The sequence below is a fragment of the Archangium violaceum genome, assembly GCF_016887565.1.
Lineage (GTDB): Bacteria > Myxococcota > Myxococcia > Myxococcales > Myxococcaceae > Archangium > Archangium violaceum_B.
Window position 1 is genome coordinate 4,549,723 of sequence record NZ_CP069396.1, and the last position, 15,708, is coordinate 4,565,430.

At 65.6% G+C, this 15,708-nt stretch carries 12 protein-coding genes and 1 pseudogene; 6 read left to right on the forward strand and 7 right to left on the reverse strand.

Annotation, left to right across the window (positions count from 1 at the left end):
- The first annotated feature begins 109 nt into the window (after positions 1-109).
- Together JRI60_RS18845 and JRI60_RS18850 are read left to right on the forward strand one after the other, a co-directional pair.
- Entirely contained in the window at positions 110-925 is an 816-nt protein-coding gene (locus JRI60_RS18845; protein ID WP_204227244.1) for a tetratricopeptide repeat protein, read from the forward strand.
- 10 nt (positions 926-935) lie between these two features.
- Positions 936-2,282 carry a hemolysin family protein gene (locus JRI60_RS18850; protein ID WP_204227245.1) on the forward strand — a complete coding sequence of 449 codons (1,347 nt, stop codon included), beginning with the start codon at positions 936-938 and terminating at the stop codon, positions 2,280-2,282.
- A 1-nt stretch (position 2,283) separates the two neighbouring features.
- Here the strand turns inward: JRI60_RS18850 and JRI60_RS53450 are convergent.
- Positions 2,284-2,480 (reverse strand): annotated as a pseudogene (locus JRI60_RS53450) (hypothetical protein).
- A gap of 506 nt (positions 2,481-2,986) precedes the next feature.
- Here JRI60_RS53450 and JRI60_RS18855 point away from each other — a divergent pair.
- Together JRI60_RS18855 and JRI60_RS18860 are read left to right on the forward strand one after the other, a co-directional pair.
- The gene (locus JRI60_RS18855; protein ID WP_204227246.1) at positions 2,987-4,114 is read left to right on the forward strand and encodes a beta-propeller fold lactonase family protein; all 1,128 of its coding nucleotides are present in this window, start codon (positions 2,987-2,989) and stop codon (positions 4,112-4,114) included.
- A gap of 275 nt (positions 4,115-4,389) precedes the next feature.
- Complete coding sequence (locus JRI60_RS18860) at positions 4,390-5,055, forward strand: hypothetical protein (RefSeq protein WP_204227247.1); 666 nt, start codon at positions 4,390-4,392, stop codon at positions 5,053-5,055.
- Between the two features lie 30 nt (positions 5,056-5,085).
- On the opposite strand, the gene JRI60_RS18865 is transcribed toward JRI60_RS18860, so the two are convergent.
- A complete protein-coding gene (locus JRI60_RS18865; RefSeq protein ID WP_204227248.1) occupies positions 5,086-5,856 on the reverse strand; it encodes a protein kinase in 771 nt (256 codons plus the stop codon).
- A 222-nt stretch (positions 5,857-6,078) separates the two neighbouring features.
- Here JRI60_RS18865 and JRI60_RS18870 point away from each other — a divergent pair, with 222 nt between their 5' ends.
- A complete protein-coding gene (locus JRI60_RS18870; RefSeq protein ID WP_204227249.1) occupies positions 6,079-7,470 on the forward strand; it encodes a sensor histidine kinase in 1,392 nt (463 codons plus the stop codon).
- Positions 7,471-7,548: 78 nt separating this feature from the next.
- Here JRI60_RS18870 and JRI60_RS18875 read toward each other — a convergent pair whose 3' ends face one another.
- From JRI60_RS18875 to JRI60_RS18895, 5 genes are all read right to left on the reverse strand, one after another.
- Positions 7,549-9,921 (reverse strand): fibronectin type III domain-containing protein, encoded by a 2,373-nt coding sequence (locus JRI60_RS18875; protein WP_204227250.1) that lies wholly within the window; start codon positions 9,919-9,921, stop codon positions 7,549-7,551.
- A 494-nt stretch (positions 9,922-10,415) separates the two neighbouring features.
- Positions 10,416-11,432: a LacI family DNA-binding transcriptional regulator gene (locus JRI60_RS18880; protein ID WP_204227251.1), complete on the reverse strand. Its 1,017-nt coding sequence runs from the start codon at positions 11,430-11,432 to the stop codon at positions 10,416-10,418.
- A 232-nt stretch (positions 11,433-11,664) separates the two neighbouring features.
- Positions 11,665-12,444, reverse strand: coding sequence for a polysaccharide lyase (locus JRI60_RS18885; protein ID WP_204227252.1), 780 nt, complete (start codon positions 12,442-12,444; stop codon positions 11,665-11,667).
- Between the two features lie 119 nt (positions 12,445-12,563).
- Entirely contained in the window at positions 12,564-13,664 is a 1,101-nt protein-coding gene (locus JRI60_RS18890) for an L-dopachrome tautomerase-related protein (protein WP_204227253.1), read from the reverse strand.
- 30 nt (positions 13,665-13,694) lie between these two features.
- Positions 13,695-14,708 carry a zinc-binding alcohol dehydrogenase family protein gene (locus JRI60_RS18895; protein WP_204227254.1) on the reverse strand — a complete coding sequence of 338 codons (1,014 nt, stop codon included), beginning with the start codon at positions 14,706-14,708 and terminating at the stop codon, positions 13,695-13,697.
- A gap of 117 nt (positions 14,709-14,825) precedes the next feature.
- Between JRI60_RS18895 and JRI60_RS18900 the strand changes: the two genes are divergently transcribed.
- Entirely contained in the window at positions 14,826-15,707 is an 882-nt protein-coding gene (locus tag JRI60_RS18900; protein ID WP_239470605.1) for a LysR substrate-binding domain-containing protein, read from the forward strand.
- Position 15,708: the final 1 nt, after the last annotated feature.

The window sequence follows — 15,708 nt, forward strand, 5'->3', positions numbered from 1 at the left end:
CTTTCCCGCGCTGGATTAGCCCGGGGGTGGACCCGCCGAGCCCTCGGCGGGAGGGATCACTCTTCGTTGCGCCCCGAGAGAGGCGGCGCGTAGATTGCCCCGCGAATTCATGGCCCGGGAAAACGACAACATCGTAGCTTCCGACGAGCACAACTCGCGCGGCATCGAACTGGCCGATCGCGGCTGGCTCGACGAGGCGATCAAGGAGTTCAAGAAGGCGATCGACCTCGATCCGGACTCCGCCCACGCGCACGACAACCTCGCCACCGTCTACGCGGAGAAGAAGCTCTTCCGCGAGGCCCTGGGCGAGTACCTCACGGCGCTCAAGCTGGAGCCGGAGAGCCCCACGGCGCACTACAACCTCGCCTGCTTCCTCTCCACGCACGCGGGGGAGATGGCGGTGGCGGAGTACCGCGAGGCCATCGAGCTGGATCCCGAGTACCCGGACGCGCACCTCAACCTGGGCCTCACGTACGCGGACCAGGGCCGGATCGAGGACGCGATGCGCGAGCTGCAGACGGCCATCGAGCTGGATCCGCAGGATGCCTTCCCCCGGCACGAGCTCGCCGCGCTGCTGATGGACGAGGGGGACTACCGCTCGGCCATCACCCAGCTGAAGGAAGTGGTGCGGCTGGACGCGGAGAACTTCGAGGCGCACCTGGACCTGGGCATCTGCTACGCCCAGAAGGGCTTCTACGCGGAGGCCGAGCGCTCGTACGAGAAGGCCAAGGCGCTCAACGCCGAGGATCTGCTGCTCAACTACAACCTGGCCGCCCTGTACGCGCTCTGGGGCCGCCGGGCGGATGCGTTGGCATTCCTGCAGAAGGCGGTGACGGTGGATCGCCAGAAGGTGCAGGGGTGGCTGGCGACGGATACGATGTTCGACTCGCTGAAGGGCGATCCGGAGTTCGACGCGCTCTTCTAGCGTCTGAACTATGGAATGGATCTTCCTCGGACTGGCGCTCCTGTTGGTCATCGCGAACGGGTTCTTCGTGGCGACCGAGTTCGCCATCGTGAAGGTCCGTCATACCCGGCTGCAGGCCCTGGTGGACGAGGGCCGTCCGGGTGCCGGCGTGGCCCTGAAGATGGTGGACAAGCTGGACGCCTACCTGTCCGCCACGCAATTCGGAATCACCCTCGCGTCACTGGGCCTGGGCTGGCTGGGTGAGCCGGCGTTCGCGCACCTGCTGGAGCCGGTGCTGACGCGGGTGGTGCCTCCGGCGGCGGGCGAGGCGTTGGCGCACTCGCTGGCGGTGGCGATTGCCTTCGCCATCATCACCTTCCTGCACATCGTGGTGGGGGAGCTGGCGCCCAAGAGCTTCGCCATCCAGCGCGCCGAGGACACGACGCTCGCGGTGGCGCTGCCGATGCGCGTCTTCTACTTCGTCTTCTACCCGGCCATCTGGCTGCTCAACGGCGTGGCGGGCTGGGTGCTGAAGGCCTTCGGGCTGGGCACCGCGCACGAGTCGCAGGATGCGCACAGCGAGGAGGAGCTGCGTGTCATCCTCCACAGCTCGGCGCAGGCGGGGGCCATCACCACGTCGCGCGCGGAGCTGCTGGAGCGCTCGCTGGAGATGGCGCAGAAGACGGCGCGCCAGGTGATGGTGCCGCGCAACCAGGTGAAGTTCCTCGACATGGAGGAGCCGCTGGACAAGTGCGTGGCGGACGCTCGAGCCGCGGGCCACACGTGGCTGCCGGTGTGCCGGGGGAACATGGACGCGGTGGAGGGGGTGGTCAACGTGAAGGACCTCTTCTTCCTGCTGTCCAGGGGCGAGCTGCGCAGCCTGTCGCAGGTGCAGCGGCCGGTGCTGTACGTGCCGGAGCACGTGACGCTGGAGCAGCTGCTCAACGAGTTCCGCCGGAGGCGCCGGCAGACGGCGCTGGTGGTGGACGAGCACGGCGGCACGTCGGGGCTGGTGACCATCGCGGACGTGGTGGCCGAGGTGGTGGGCGACGTGGCCGAGCTGGGGCGGCGCATGGATGAGGTGCGCTCGCTGCCGGGCGGACGCTTCGAGCTGCCGGGCACGGCCCAGCTGGACGACCTGGAGGACCGCCTGGACGTCTCGTTCGAGGTCGAGGACGAGGTCGAGGTGACGACGATCGCCGGCTACCTCATGGCGAAGCTGGGGCGCATTCCGGAGAAGGGGGATGCGCTCAAGCTGGACATGTGGCGCATCCAGGTCGAAGAGGTGGAAGGGCCGCGCGTGGTGCGGGTGACGGTGGAGCCGCAGTCAGGCCCCAAGCCCCCCGTGACGACGGCCACGCCGGATGCCGCTTCCTGAGTCAGACTTCCTCGTCTGGCAGGAGCGTGCGCAACAACTCATCGTCGGGACCGCGTGGTCGCCAACCGGGTGGTGGTGGCGTGGTGAGGCCGTGGGGCGCGCCTCCGCGAAGGCAGTGAGCGAATCATAACCACGCTCGCGGACCCGCTCATACAGGCGGACCCTCCAGTTGCCATCCCAGGACCGCCCGTCGCTCATCGCCCTCTCCAGGGAGTGAGGTTCATCGGGAGGTTGTAGTCCTCCATCGTCTCCGCGACGAGCCACGCACGTTTTGCCGCCGTGCCCTCCGGTGTTGCAGGGCGAACACCGCGCGCAGGAAGAGGGTGAGGACGTCCGATATGGGACATGAGTCGTGCGACCCGGGTACGACTGTCACCCCGTGGATTTCCTTGTAGAAGCCCAGACGCGCCATGCAGTGCTGGCGCTCAATGCTTCTTCCGGGAAGCACAACCAGGAGCACGTCATGGTTGCAATGAGGATGCACGGAGGACATCCGCATCCTCCCTTCACGGTAAGGGAGTGGCTCAATCGAATCACGAGCGCTTTCATGGTTGCAGCGAGCGTGGCTCCGGGGGCTTCTGTCTGACAGGCATATAGCACTTACCGTCGAACTCGGCCGTGCTCCTGGGACAGGGGGCCTTGGCCTCGAGCAGTAGCGGTAGCCGCCCGCCGTGCGCACCACCACCACAAAGGAGAAATCAATCATGACGAAACTGACCCGGAAGTTTTCAAAGCTGTTCCTCGGCGCGACGATTCGAGTAGCGACGCTGGCGTTGTTTCTCGCGGTCTTCGGCGCGGCCACGGCCCACGCCCAAACTCAGGCTTACGTGACGAACGGTTATGACAACTCGGTCACGGTGATAGACACGAGCACCAACACCGTCACCGCCACCATCCCGGTCGGGTCAGGTCCGGCTGGAATCGCCGTCACGCCGAACGGGGCGCGTGCCTACGTGGCGAATTTCGGCGGCACCGATGTCTCTGTGATCGACACGGCGAGCAACACCGTCATCACCACCGTGCCGCTTGCGGCAACTCCATTAGGAGTCGCCGTCACGCCGAACGGGGCCTTCGCCTACGTGGCGGATGGTGATGTCTTTGGCGGCGAGGTCTCTGTGATCGATACGAGCACCAACACCGTCGTCGCCACCATCCCGGTCGGCGCCAATCCACGAGGAATCGCCATCACGCCGAACGGGGCGCGTGCCTACGTGGTGAATGGTGTCGATAACACCGTCTCGGTGATCGACACGGCGACCGGCACGGTCATCGCCACCGTGCCAGTCGGAAACTCCCCGCAAGACGTCACCGTCTCGCCTGACGGGGCCTTCGCCTACGTGACGAATCCTTTTGACAACACGCTCTCGGTCATAGACACGGCGACCAACACGGTGACCGCCACCCCTTCGGTCGGGAGTTTTCCCATCGACATAGACATCACGCCGAACGGCGCGTCCGGCTACGTGTCGATCGCGGGTAGCAACGCCGTCGCGGTGCTGGCGACCGCGAGCAACACCGTCGTCACCACCATCCCCGTCGGGTCAAACCCGTACGGAGTCGCCGTCACGCCGGACGGCGCCTCCGTCTACGTGGTGAACAACAGCGACGCCACCGTCTCGGTCATCAGCACGGCCACGAATACGGTGACAGCCACCATCCCGACCGGGCTGGTCGGAAGCGGCCCGTTCTATATCGCCTTCGCGGTCAGGACGCAGGGGCCGACGGACGAAGACCAGTGCAAGAACGGCGGCTGGCAGACCTTCACCAACCCGAAGTTCAAGAATCAGGGGGAGTGCGTCTCCTTCGTCAACCACATGAAACACTCGCAATGAACCGTTGGCCGGGCCGCGCGCCAGTGAAGCCGCCAACAACGATCAGAGATGCTCCGAGGCCGGGCTTCGCCAGCCGGCTGGATTTGCCGCCGTGCCCTCCGGTGTTGCAGGGCGAACACCGCGCGCGGGAAGAGGGTGAGGACGTCCGAGATGGGACATGCGCCGTGCGACCCGGGTACGACTGTCACCCCGTGGATTTCCTTGTAGAAGCACAGACGCGCCATGCAGTGCTGGCGCTCAATGCTTCCTCCGGGAAGCAGAACCAGGAGCACGTCATGGCCGCAATGAGGATGCCGTGTAGGGTCGGACTGGCTGTGCTGCTCGCGGTGGTGGCCATTGCCGCTCCTGGCCCGGTCGTGGCGATGCCCCCGGACGGCTCCATCGCCGCCGCTCGCCAACAGCCCCTGGGCACCACCGTGACGGTGGTAGGGGTGGCGACGTCATTCACGGGAGCCTTCTTTCCCAATGACAATGGCTTCGCCATCCAGGAGAAGAAGGTCGGCATCTACATCCTCGACTCGCTCGACGCGAACATCGCGGTCGGCCAGGTGGTCCGTGTGACGGGCACGTTGACCAACTCCTTCGGGCAGGTGCTCAGCGTGGCACCGACGTCCATCGAGGTGCTGGGGGAGGCGCACGAGCCCCGGCCCCGCCCCGTGAAGACCGGCGACGTGAGCGAGGAGACCGAGGGCCGCCTCGTCCGCATCAGGGGGACCATCGTCAGCGACATCGAGGATGACCCTCCCTTCGGATACAAGTTCGCGGTGGATGACGGCACCGGTCCCACCTTCGTGTTCGTCAATGCCGGCACGGGCATCGACGTGAGCGAGCTCGAGCAGGGGCAGCGCGTCGTCATCCAGGGCTTCAGCGGAGAGTTCCTCGGCGAGTACGAAGTGGACCCCGTGTTCCCGGAGGACATCCGCATCCTCCCTTCACGGTAAGGGAGTGGCTCAATCGAATCACGAGCGCTTTCATGGTTGCAGCGAGCGCGGCTCCGGGGGCTTCTGTCTGACGGGCATGTAGCACTTGCCGTCGAACTCGGCCGTGCTCCTGGGACAGGGGGCCTTGGCCTCAAGCAGTACCCAGCATCCTCCGTGGATCTCCACCTCCGTTCCCTTGAGGCAGGGCGGCTTTCGCTGTCCCTCGAAAGGGGCGCTCGGCATCGGGTAGCCGATGATGGGTTGGGTGTCGTCTTGCAGATCGACCCAGGCCACTGGCTCATTCCACACGGCTTTGGCCTCTCCGGGACTCCACTTGTCGGTAGACCCGGGAGAACGGGGCCAGAGCGTCACCGCCGCCAGTACGAGCGCCACCGCCGCGAGTGCTCCAACCCCCACGCGCCGCCACTTCTTGCGTGAGGCTTCTCGCCTGGGAGGCCGTGACAAGGGCTCTCGATTGAGGTGCGCTCCCGTATCCGCTCGCTCATCGACACAGGCGAGCGCGCCCGACAGCCTGATGAACATCCGCGTCAGTTCCGAGAGGGCCAAGGCCTCCGCCCTGGGCGCGTGCTCCACCTCCAGTGCCAGGAACGGAGGGTCGGCATCTGCCGTGACGCGCACGGTCCACGGCGTTCGTGGACGCCACGTCCCCGCCCGTCCCGGCCTCACCACCAGCGCGAAGGCACCTGTCTCGACGTTGTGCGCCTCGTAGATGCGGCCCACTTCCGAGCCGGTATTCCGGTAGCGCTTGCGGATGTGGTACCGCCCCAGCTTGCCTCCGCTCCACTTCGGTGTGTCGCCCATGCCTGCATCTCTCCCGCGAGGTGAGGTCGGACTACTTACCCCAAGAGTCGGGTTCCACGAAATCTGTTGGCTCCCCGAGGAGCGGAAGGACCGGCGCGACGACTGGCGCCACCGAGCCACGCCACCTCGCCCATGCTCCAGAATTCGTCACTCGGCGCTCCGGGATGAGCCCACGCCAGCAGGTATCGGTATGGTGGTGGCTTTCTCCCGGAGGTCGTCGTCATGCGGCTGCGGAGCCTCTTCCTCATCGGCGCGGTCCTCCTGGCGCTCCTGAGTCTGGGTTCCGCGGCTGGCTTGTTCTGGATGAGCACCCAGTTCCAGTCGCAGACCACGCGCCTGAGCGACTCCATTGACAGGGTGCACTCCGCCGAACGGCTGTCACACTCCCTCTTCCTGCTCCAGGTGGTCCAGGAGTTCGCGAGCATCCATGCCTCGGACGTAGGGCCGCCTGTCAGCGTGGACGAGGCGCGCCGCCGGGTTTCGGAGCAGCTGGAGCAGATCGATCCGTACGCGGACACCGTCCAGGAGCGGGCGTTGCTCGAGAATGTCCGCCGCCAGGTCGAGGCATACCTTCGCGCTCCAGCTCAGGAGCGGCTGTCCAGGTTGAGGGATGCCATCGAGGCCGCCGAGGCCGTGTCCATGTCGAGCATCGAGCGGGCACGTGCCGTCCGCGAAGAGGCGGCACGGGTGAGCGACGCGGCAAGGCTCATCGGAGGACTGCTCGCGATAGGGATCGTGATGGGGGTGGCAGTCGTCCTCGCCGCCACCCGCACGCGCCTCTATCTGCCGCTCCTGTCGATCCGCCGGGCGCTGGCGGCCTTCAAGTCCGGACAGCGGGAGTCGAGATTGGCGCAGGTGGGAGTCCGCGAACTCCGCGAGCTGGCCGCCGAGTTCAACGACATGGCCGAGACCCTGAGCAGCCAGGACGCGCGGCATGTCCAGTTCCTGGCGGGCGTCGCCCACGATCTGCGCAACCCGCTCAATGTCCTCAAGCTGTCGGTCCAGCTCCTCATCCGGGCGCCAACGCCGCCTCCGCCAGAGAAGGTCCGGGAGTCACTGGTCCGCATCTCCACGCAGCTCGATCGGCTCGATCGCATGGTGGGAGACCTCCTGGAGCAGACCCGGATCGAGGCTGGCAATCTCGAGCTCCGCCTGGAGGACAGCGATCTGCGCGAGCTCGTGACGGAGGTGATCGAGCTCCACCGGCCCTCGAGCCAGCAGCACCAGATCGAGCTCTCCGTGCCCGACATGCCCGTTCCGGTGCGTGGGGATCCGACGCGGCTCAGCCAGGTGCTCACCAACCTCCTGAGCAATGCCATCAAGTACTCGCCTCGGGGAGGCCTCGTGCGCGTGCTGCTCACTCAGTCCCAGGATGAAGTGATGCTCTCCGTCTCCGACGAAGGCATAGGCATCCCTCCCGACGAGTACGAGCACATCTTCGAGCCCTTCAGACGGAGCAAGGACTCGAGCGCGGAGATCCCCGGCATCGGATTGGGGCTCTCCGTCTCCCGCCGCATCGTGCGGGCCCACGGCGGGGACATCGAGGTGGTGAGCCAGGTAGGAGCCGGCTCGACCTTCCGGGTCCGGCTACCGTCCCAGCACCCCCGCACGTAGGCGGAAATGAAACGGCCCACTCCCGCCGCGAAGCTGCTCGGGGGAGTGGGCCGCTGATGTCGAGACTGCGTCAAGCCATCACTTGGTCCAGGTGTAGTTCGGAGAATCGTACTGCGCGCCGTTCTTGTTGTAGGTGTACGAGTACGTGAGCGTCTGACCCGAGCCCAGGCCGGACACGGTGTGCTCCCAGCGGCCCGTGCCGCTGTTGTACGTCATGGTGACGTTCTGCTGCCCGAGGCCCGGGTAGCTGTAGTGCACGATGACGTAGTTCGCCGTGAAGCCCGTGGGCTTGAACCACACGAGCGCCTGGGTGGAGCTGACGGTGCTCGTGCCGTAGGTCCACTCGGTGCCGGTGCCGTTGCTGCCGCCGGTGCTGCCCGACTGCGTGGTGGCGCTGGCGGTGTTGCTGACCGCCGAGACGTTGCCGGCCGCATCCCGCGCCCTGACCGTGAAGCTATAGGCCGTCGAGGCCGTCAGCCCCGTGCTGCTGTACGTCGTCGTGGTCGACGTGCCGACGAGCGTGCCGTTGCGGTAGATGTCATAGCCCGTCACGCCCACGTTGTCCGACGATGCGCTCCAGGTCAGGTTGATCTGGCTGCTCGAAGCGGCCGTGGCCGACAGGTTCGCCGGAGTGGTCGGCGCCTGGGTGTCGGTCGGCGGCGGCGTCCCCGTGCCCACGTACTCGGCAACCGTCTGCCTCATGGCCTCGGCGGGGGAGTTGGCGTAGACCCGGCCACCGGTGTTGTTGATCACGTGGGTGATCTCACTGCCAGCCATTCCATTCAGCCAGATGGTGGTCATGTGGTGGATCTTGATGCCCGGGTAGTTGGGCGCCTCGATCGCGGTGTGCAGCTTGACGGCCGCGTCACGGAAGTACGAGTACACACCCACGCCCCACGCCTCGTGGGTGGTCACCGAGTTGGCGATCTTGTACGACGCGTACCCGTTCACCGTGCCGTTCATCCACGACGCCTGGTTGGGGACGTCATAGGGAATCTCGGACTGGTAGAAGTACACCCGGCCGCCATTGCCGTTCCACACCGTCTGGTACTCTTCGTGGTGCTCGTTGAACAGGCCGTAGATCGTGACGTTCCTTCCGTTCACGACGAGGCCGCTCTTCGTGATGTTGGTGTTCCAGTAGGCGCTCTCTCCGTGGTCCGCGCGCCACAGCCAGAGCTGGTCACCCACGACGTTGTTGCTGTTGATCGTGATGCCCACGTCGTTGCGGCCGGGGAACGCACCGCCGGTCCTGACGGTCAGATCATAGAGGAAGGTCGGGTTGGCCGAGTGATCGAGCGAGCTGCCCGTGGGACCGACCTCCAGGAGGCTGGGGGAGTTGACCGTACCGGCCTCGAGGATCATGCCCGCGATCTTCACGCCGGGCACGTCGGCGACCTTGATGGCCGGCGTGCCACTCGTCGGGATCAGCGAGGGAACGCCAATGCCGAGCAGGATGGTGTTGGCGTTGTTGACGCGAAGCGTGTCATTGAGCGAGTAGATGCCCGGGGTGAACAGGAGGTGCTTGCCCTGGCTCAGCGCGCTGTTGAGGCTCGCGGCGCTGTCCGTCTCCGGACGGGCGATATAGAACTGGGAGATGGGGAGCGACTGTCCCGGCGTGGAACCGGCGGCCCAGCTGACGCCCTGGGTATTGGTCTGCAGGGCCGGGACGAAGACGTAATACTGTCCGCCGCTGGTGTAGAGGTAGGGCTTCTCCCGGATGATCGGCGTCCTGTCGACGACCGTGTAGGCCGGCTCCGGGAAATTCCCCGTCGGCGTATTCACGCTGCCCACGAACACCATGTTCCACACGGCGTTCGACCAGCTCGCCCACTTGCTGTTTCGGGAGAGCCACTGCTGCTGCGAGGCGGGAACGACGGTACTGTCCACGAGGGAGTCGGCGAGAAATCCGCCGCTGGCCCAGCCGGCGTTCCAGTTCTCGTCGAACTCGAACAGGTGCAGCTCGCCCTTGACGTGCAGACGCCGCAGGGGCGCGGCCTGCGAAACGGCGATCCGCGTGATGCCGTTGGACGGGGTGACGGCGAAGTTCTCGAGGGTGCGCCAGAAGTTGCAGGTCGCGTTGGCGGCGGGCATCCACTTCGCGGTGACGTTCACCCCGCCGTTGATGTTCACGTCATCGGGATTCTGTCCCAGACCCGCGACGTGAGTGTAGAAGCCCACGTTGAAGGTGACGTTATATGCACCCGGCTTGAAGAGCAGTGCATACCGGTCGGTGCCAAACTGATTGGCCTCCATCTTCGTGAAGACGGTGTTGGCGACATTGTTGATGTCGGTCGCCGCCATCGTCGGATCGAAGACGTAGACGCGAGGGCCGAAGATGGTGGTGTTCGCCTGGGAAATGGGCGTCGCCGCTTCGGCCACACCTGGAATGACCGCGCAGAGTCCCGCCGCGGTGGCCAGGGCGGAAACCGTGGATGCCAGCTTTTTGATCATTGCATTGTCTCCTGGGGAGAGAGGACCGCTCGTATCGAGAAACTTCAGACTGTCAGGGCCTGGGCAAGACACGGGCATCGCGCCGACTCGGATTCGAGCCGCGCGGAACGTCACGTCCAGTTGTGTTCCTTCACCGCATGAGGAGAACCCGGCCTGATTCGCGGACGGGACGCCTGATGGCGCTTTCAAGTTCGCGTTTCGCGCTGCGTCAAGGCACCTCGAGTTCAGCTCGAGGCCACCTAGCGCTTTCCAAGAATAGATTTAAAGCAGGTTATCCCGCGAGTAAAGCATTCTTTTGAAAGCGCCTTCAAAAAGTGATGGCTGCTTTGTGCGAAAGGCAGGCAGAGCGGGGCATCTGCTCGGTAGTGGACACTCCAAGGGGTTGACGCGGCCGGGCAGATGATGACGCCATGCGTCTTGTTTTGCATCGCGGCACCGTTGAAGGTGAAACCGCTTTCAATTCGCGATGTCGCGATGCGTCAATGCCCGAGTCGTCAGCCGCGTTTCCTCGTGGTCGATTCACGTACGATGAGCTGCAGCGGCAGGTCCGGCATGGAGACCTTCTTGCCCGCGATCATCCGCAGCATCGCCTCGCCAGCGACCTTGCCCAGGTCGTACACCGGCTGACGCACGGTGGTGAGCGGCGGGGTGGTGTAGAGCGAGCCCGGCAGATCATCGAAGCCAATCAGCGACATGTCCTCGGGGACGCGGATGGACTTGTTGTGCAGCGCCAGGCGGGCGCCATAGGCCATCTGATCATTGGCGACGAACAGGGCGGTGAAGCTCAGGCGGGTGGCCAGGAGCTGGTTCAACGCCAGCAGACCACTGCCCTCGTGGAAGTCGCCGTAGGCGACGAGGCGATCGTCCATGGGGATGCCCGCCTTCTTCAGCGCGCGGCGGTAGCCCTCCAGGCGCTCCCGGGCATCGATGTGCTCCTGGGGCCCGGCGATGTGGGCGATGCGGGTATGGCCCAGCTGGATCAGATGCCAGGTGGCCTCGAAGGCGGCCTGCTCGTTGTCGAGCCGGATGCTGAGCACGTTGGGGCCTTGCAGGTCGCGTCCGGTGATGACGAGCGGCACGCGGTTCGCGTAGCTGAGCAGGGTCTCGTCGTCGATCGCGCCGGTCAGCACGATGACGCCCTCGACGCGGCGCGCCACCAGCAACGCCATGCGCTCCATCTCCTTGGTCGCGTTCCAGTGCCCGCTCACGAACAAGGGCGAGTAGCCGGCCTCGGCCAGGCTGTCCTCGATCCCCTTGAGCGTCTCGTTATAGAAGGCGCTGGAGATGTCTTGCGTAATCACCCCCACCGACATGGTGTGACCCAGCGCCAGTCCCCGAGCGATCTCATTGGGGTGGTACTGGAGGTCCGCGATGGCCTGCTCCACGGCTTGACGCTTGCTATCACTCACGCGGGCGGTGCCATTGAGGATGCGCGACACTGTACTCGGTGAGACGCGGGCACGACGGGCAACTTCTTCCAGCGTCACGGGCGGCGAACTGCGATCATCCATGTAGGTGCTCATAACATCGGCCCAAGAACCCCGTCAAAAGCGCCTTCCCGGGATGTGTCATGAGGTGGCGTACCCTCTGAAGGGCCGGAGGATGCCCGGCGGCAGGCCCGCCGGGCACGGCCGCCGCGGCGGTGCCTCCGGTGGGGTGGGGGGAGATGCGGCCACCCCACGCCAGAGGCCCAGGAGGGCCTTCCGGAGGGCGTCCCCGGCCTTCGTCACGCCCGGGCCGGGACTACCACTGATCGGGGTCGGCCTCGGCGAAGGTCGTGCCCGCGCCGATCTCGTCGAACCAGATGCTGCGCGTCCCCTGGCTGCCTTGCATGTACCCGTCGTCGTACCAGCCATTCGCGTAGAGACCGACGCGGAACTGGAAGTACCGGTCGTCGGCGACGGTGGTGCTCAGGTTGTACTGCTCGAGGACCTTGGTGCCGTCATACCAGAGCTTGTAGAAGCCGGTGCCGTCGCTCGCCCACTTCGCCTGGATGACGATCTTGTGCCACTCACCCGCGGTGACGGTGGCGAGATTGCCGAACGTGACGGTCTTCTGAGCGCAGACCGTGCCCTGCTTGACGCGCGTGAAGAGCTGATTGCCCGAGATCCAGACCATGCTGGACGGCATGTAGTCGTCGCAGCCGGTGTTGGAGAAGTCCGCGATGAACTGGGCGATGTTGAAAGACTGGGGCTGGAACTGCCAGTCGGCCTGCAGCCGGAAGGCGAAGCCGTAGAAGCCGGTGTCTCCGCGATGGTACACGTTGTTCTTCACGACCTCCGAGTGATAGCGGCCGTTGTACGAGGGGTCGTAGATCTGCGTGACCTTGATGGCGGTCGGGCCGTTGTAGGTGACATTCGTCACCTCGTTCACGGAGCCATTGTGCTCCCTGTTGATGGAGTTCCAGCCGGAGAGGGTGCCGGTGTTGTGGAAGATGACGGCGGCCTCCGCGACCAGCGCGAAGGCGAGCAGTGAGACACCGACCGCGGCACTGATGTTCTTGGTTTTCTTCGTGATCTTCATGAGGCTCTGGGGGTTGGGGGTGGGTTAACCAGTAAAACCAGATTAAATTACCAGGGCCGATATACCCGTGACATCCCCATTTCGAGGGAGCGTGGCACCGGGGTGCACCCCCCTGGCCCTCAGTGGATCCGAAGGCGGTAGAGACTTACCGGCCAGACGGTCTTCGACTGGCCCTGGTTGAACAGGCCGACCCGATCCATCTGCGGGACGGGCAGCCAGATGAAGCCCTGCTCGTCGATGACGGGAGCATCGACCCAGTGGAGGCGCGGATCCTGGATCACGGTTTCGATCCGGCCGTCCGGCGTCCGCTTCTGGAGGGCGTCTTGCGCCAGGTTGGTGAAGTAGAGATCGCCATTGGCATCCATGGCCGTGCCCCCCACCGGAGGCAGGTCGGCCCAGGGCTCGACGTGGGCGGCGAGTGCCTCGGGACGGATGCTCGGATCATCCAACCAGCGGGTCTCGATGCGCGACCAGGGGCCACTCAAGGGGGCGAAGTAGAGCCAGTGGCCGTCGGGGCTGAGCTCCAGCGGATCCGCGTTCACCTTCAGGTCCGAGCGGTCGGGGGCTTTCACGGTCTGCCCGCCGAGCACGATGGGCCGGTCGGCGCGGGCCGTGGTCGCCGCCACACCGTCCAGCACCCGGCGTGTCTTCCCCGTCTCGAGGTCGAGCACGATGAGCCCGGGTCGGCCAGCGTCGGTCAGATAGGCGTGGCGACCGTTGAATCGGATGTCATCGATGTAGCTGCCCTCCTGGGCTGCCTCCGGCCCGAAGGGGTAGATGCGTGAGACGCGGTGGGTCTTCAAGGAGATGCGAACCACCTTGGCGCCACCGGGCAGCGGATTTCCGCCGAAGTCGGGCGCACCGGTGTCCACCACCCACAGATCTCCGGACGGGTCCCGGTGGATGGCATTGATGTTCACGAAGACGTTGCGCGGATCATCGCCAGGCTTCCAGGCATTCCAACTGGCGTCCGGATAGGGTTTGGGCCGGCCCTTGGCGTCCAGTCTGGCCAGCGCCGGGCCTTTCGAGCCGGTCCACCGCGGGCCGCTGACGAAAGTGTTTCCTTCGGCGACGGCCACGCCGTTCCAGATCATGGAGTTGCTCTCGGCGGCCACGAGCAGGGACCGCGGAGGGGTCTGTTTCTGGGTTTGAGCCTGGGCTCCTGGAGCGATGAAGGCGAAAGAGAGCCACGCCGTCATCGCGAGCGATGCGGATTTCATGGGAGGGATTTCCTTGTTGGAGGCGAAAGATTAGAAGCCGCTCAGGACTACCTTGCCCATGGAGCGGCCACTCTCGATGACCGCGTGGGCGCGCTTCAGGTTGGCCGCGTTGATGGGGCCCATGTTGGTCTTGAGCGTGGTGCGCAGGAGGCCCGCGTCCACCAGGTCGGCCACCTCGTTCAACAGGTGATGCTGGGCGATCATGTCCGGCGTCTGGTACCGCGCGCGGGTGAACATGAGCTCCCAGTGGATGGAGGCGCTCTTGCCCTTCAGTTTGTTGATCGGCAGGGGCTGGGCCGGATCGTCGATCAGGGCCAGCGCCCCCTGGGGAGCGAGCACCTCGACGATCTCATCGAAGTGGTTCTCGGTGTGCGTGAGCCCGAGCACGTACTCGACGCCATGGGGAACCAGCGCCTTCACCTGTTGGGCCCAGGGCTTGGAATGGTCGACCACGTGATGCGCGCCCAGCTCGCGGACCCAGGCCTGCGTCTCCGGACGCGAGGCGGTGGCGATCACCTTCAGCCCCGTCAGCCGCCGGGCGAGCTGAATGGCGATGGAGCCCACTCCACCCGCGCCGCCCAGGATCAGCACCGAGCCGGCATCGGCGGGCTTTCCCCTGGTCACGCGCAGGCGGTCGAACAACAGCTCCCAGGCGGTGATGCTGGTCAGCGGGAGGGCGGCGGCCTCGGCGAAGCTCGAGGACTTCGGCTTGCGACCGACGATCCGCTCGTCCACGAGCTGCTGCTCCGCGTAGGAGCCGGGCCGTTCCAGGGCTCCGGCGTAGAACACCTCATCGCCCGGCTTGAACAGCGTGGCGTCCGGGCCAACCGCGAGCACCGTTCCCGCGGCGTCCCAACCCAGGATCTTCGCCTGTCCCGAAGGGTCGACCCGGGCGCGCACCTTGACGTCCACCGGGTTCACCGAGATGGCTTCCACCTTCACGAGGAGCTCCCTGCCCGTGGGCTTCGGTGCTGGGACCTCCAGGTCGATCAGGCTCTCGGGATTCTCGATGGGCGATGGCTGGCGATACACGACGGCTTTCATGTGACTCTCCTCGGATGCGGCCCGTGGGGCCGCGTTCGAGGGAGACAATGCGTTCGGGATGTCGATATTCACAATTGATAGTTGATATCGTCATCATAAACGCCCTATATGGGCCGCATGGGCTACACCGACCTGGACATGGACCTGCTGCGCTCCTTCGTGACCGTGGTGGATGCCGGGGGGTTCACGGCCGCGGGCGCGAGGCTCGGCCGTACCCAGGCCGCCATGAGCATCCGGATCAAGCGGCTCGAGGACCTGCTCGAGCGGCGCGTTTTCGATCGGACCAGCCGGACGCCGACCCTGACTCGGGATGGAGAGCTGCTCCTGAGCTATGCGCGTCAAATCCTGAAGTTGAATGACGAGACGGTGCAGCGTTTCGCGGAGCCCGACAACGAAGGGGAGCTCCGGCTCGGAGTCGCGGAGTACTTCGTGCCGCAACACCTGCCCACCCTCCTGTCCCGCTTCACCCAGACCTACCCCCGGGTGCACATCCAGGTGAAGGTCGGGTTGAACGACAATCTCTTCCAGTTGGTCGAACGGGGTGAGTTGGATCTGGTGATCGCCCGGCGCGACAAGCCCCAGCAGGGAGGACGCCTCCTTCGCCGGGAGCGGTTGCGCTGGGTCACCGCGCAGGACTCGCGGATCGACCCCGAGGCCTCGCTCCCCATCTGCACGCTGCCGCCCCCCTGCATCTTCCGCTCGCGCGGGTTCTCGGCCCTGGAGGCGATGGGGCGGCCCTGGCGGGTGGTCTACACGAGCGAGAGTGTCATCGGTGTCATCGCGGCGGCACGGGCCGGATTGGGCGTCGCCATCCTCCCGGAGAGCGCGCTGGCTCCGGGGCTGACGACTCTCTCCACTGAAGAGGGCTACCCGGAGCTCGGCGACATCGAGATTGCTCTCTTCGGTGAGAAGAAGGAGCGACGCCGCCTCACGTCCACGCTCGTCCGCTTCATCGAGGAGAGCCTGCAGCCACTGCATCACTCCCAGCTGGACGCATAGG

Bases quoted from the DNA above. Each gene is read 5' to 3' on its own strand.
- JRI60_RS18855 (WP_204227246.1), top strand. From the start codon at position 2,987: ATGACGAAACTGACCCGGAAGTTTTCAAAGCTGTTCCTCGGCGCGACG.
- JRI60_RS18890 (WP_204227253.1), bottom strand. From the start codon at position 13,664: ATGAAATCCGCATCGCTCGCGATGACGGCGTGGCTCTCTTTCGCCTTC.
- JRI60_RS18895 (WP_204227254.1), bottom strand. From the start codon at position 14,708: ATGAAAGCCGTCGTGTATCGCCAGCCATCGCCCATCGAGAATCCCGAG.
- JRI60_RS18875 (WP_204227250.1), bottom strand. From the start codon at position 9,921: ATGATCAAAAAGCTGGCATCCACGGTTTCCGCCCTGGCCACCGCGGCG.
- JRI60_RS18885 (WP_204227252.1), bottom strand. From the start codon at position 12,444: ATGAAGATCACGAAGAAAACCAAGAACATCAGTGCCGCGGTCGGTGTC.
- JRI60_RS18850 (WP_204227245.1), top strand. From the start codon at position 936: ATGGAATGGATCTTCCTCGGACTGGCGCTCCTGTTGGTCATCGCGAAC.
- JRI60_RS18900 (WP_239470605.1), top strand. From the start codon at position 14,826: ATGGGCTACACCGACCTGGACATGGACCTGCTGCGCTCCTTCGTGACC.
- JRI60_RS18845 (WP_204227244.1), top strand. From the start codon at position 110: ATGGCCCGGGAAAACGACAACATCGTAGCTTCCGACGAGCACAACTCG.
- JRI60_RS18865 (WP_204227248.1), bottom strand. From the start codon at position 5,856: ATGGGCGACACACCGAAGTGGAGCGGAGGCAAGCTGGGGCGGTACCAC.
- JRI60_RS18860 (WP_204227247.1), top strand. From the start codon at position 4,390: ATGGCCGCAATGAGGATGCCGTGTAGGGTCGGACTGGCTGTGCTGCTC.
- JRI60_RS18870 (WP_204227249.1), top strand. From the start codon at position 6,079: ATGCGGCTGCGGAGCCTCTTCCTCATCGGCGCGGTCCTCCTGGCGCTC.
- JRI60_RS18880 (WP_204227251.1), bottom strand. From the start codon at position 11,432: ATGGATGATCGCAGTTCGCCGCCCGTGACGCTGGAAGAAGTTGCCCGT.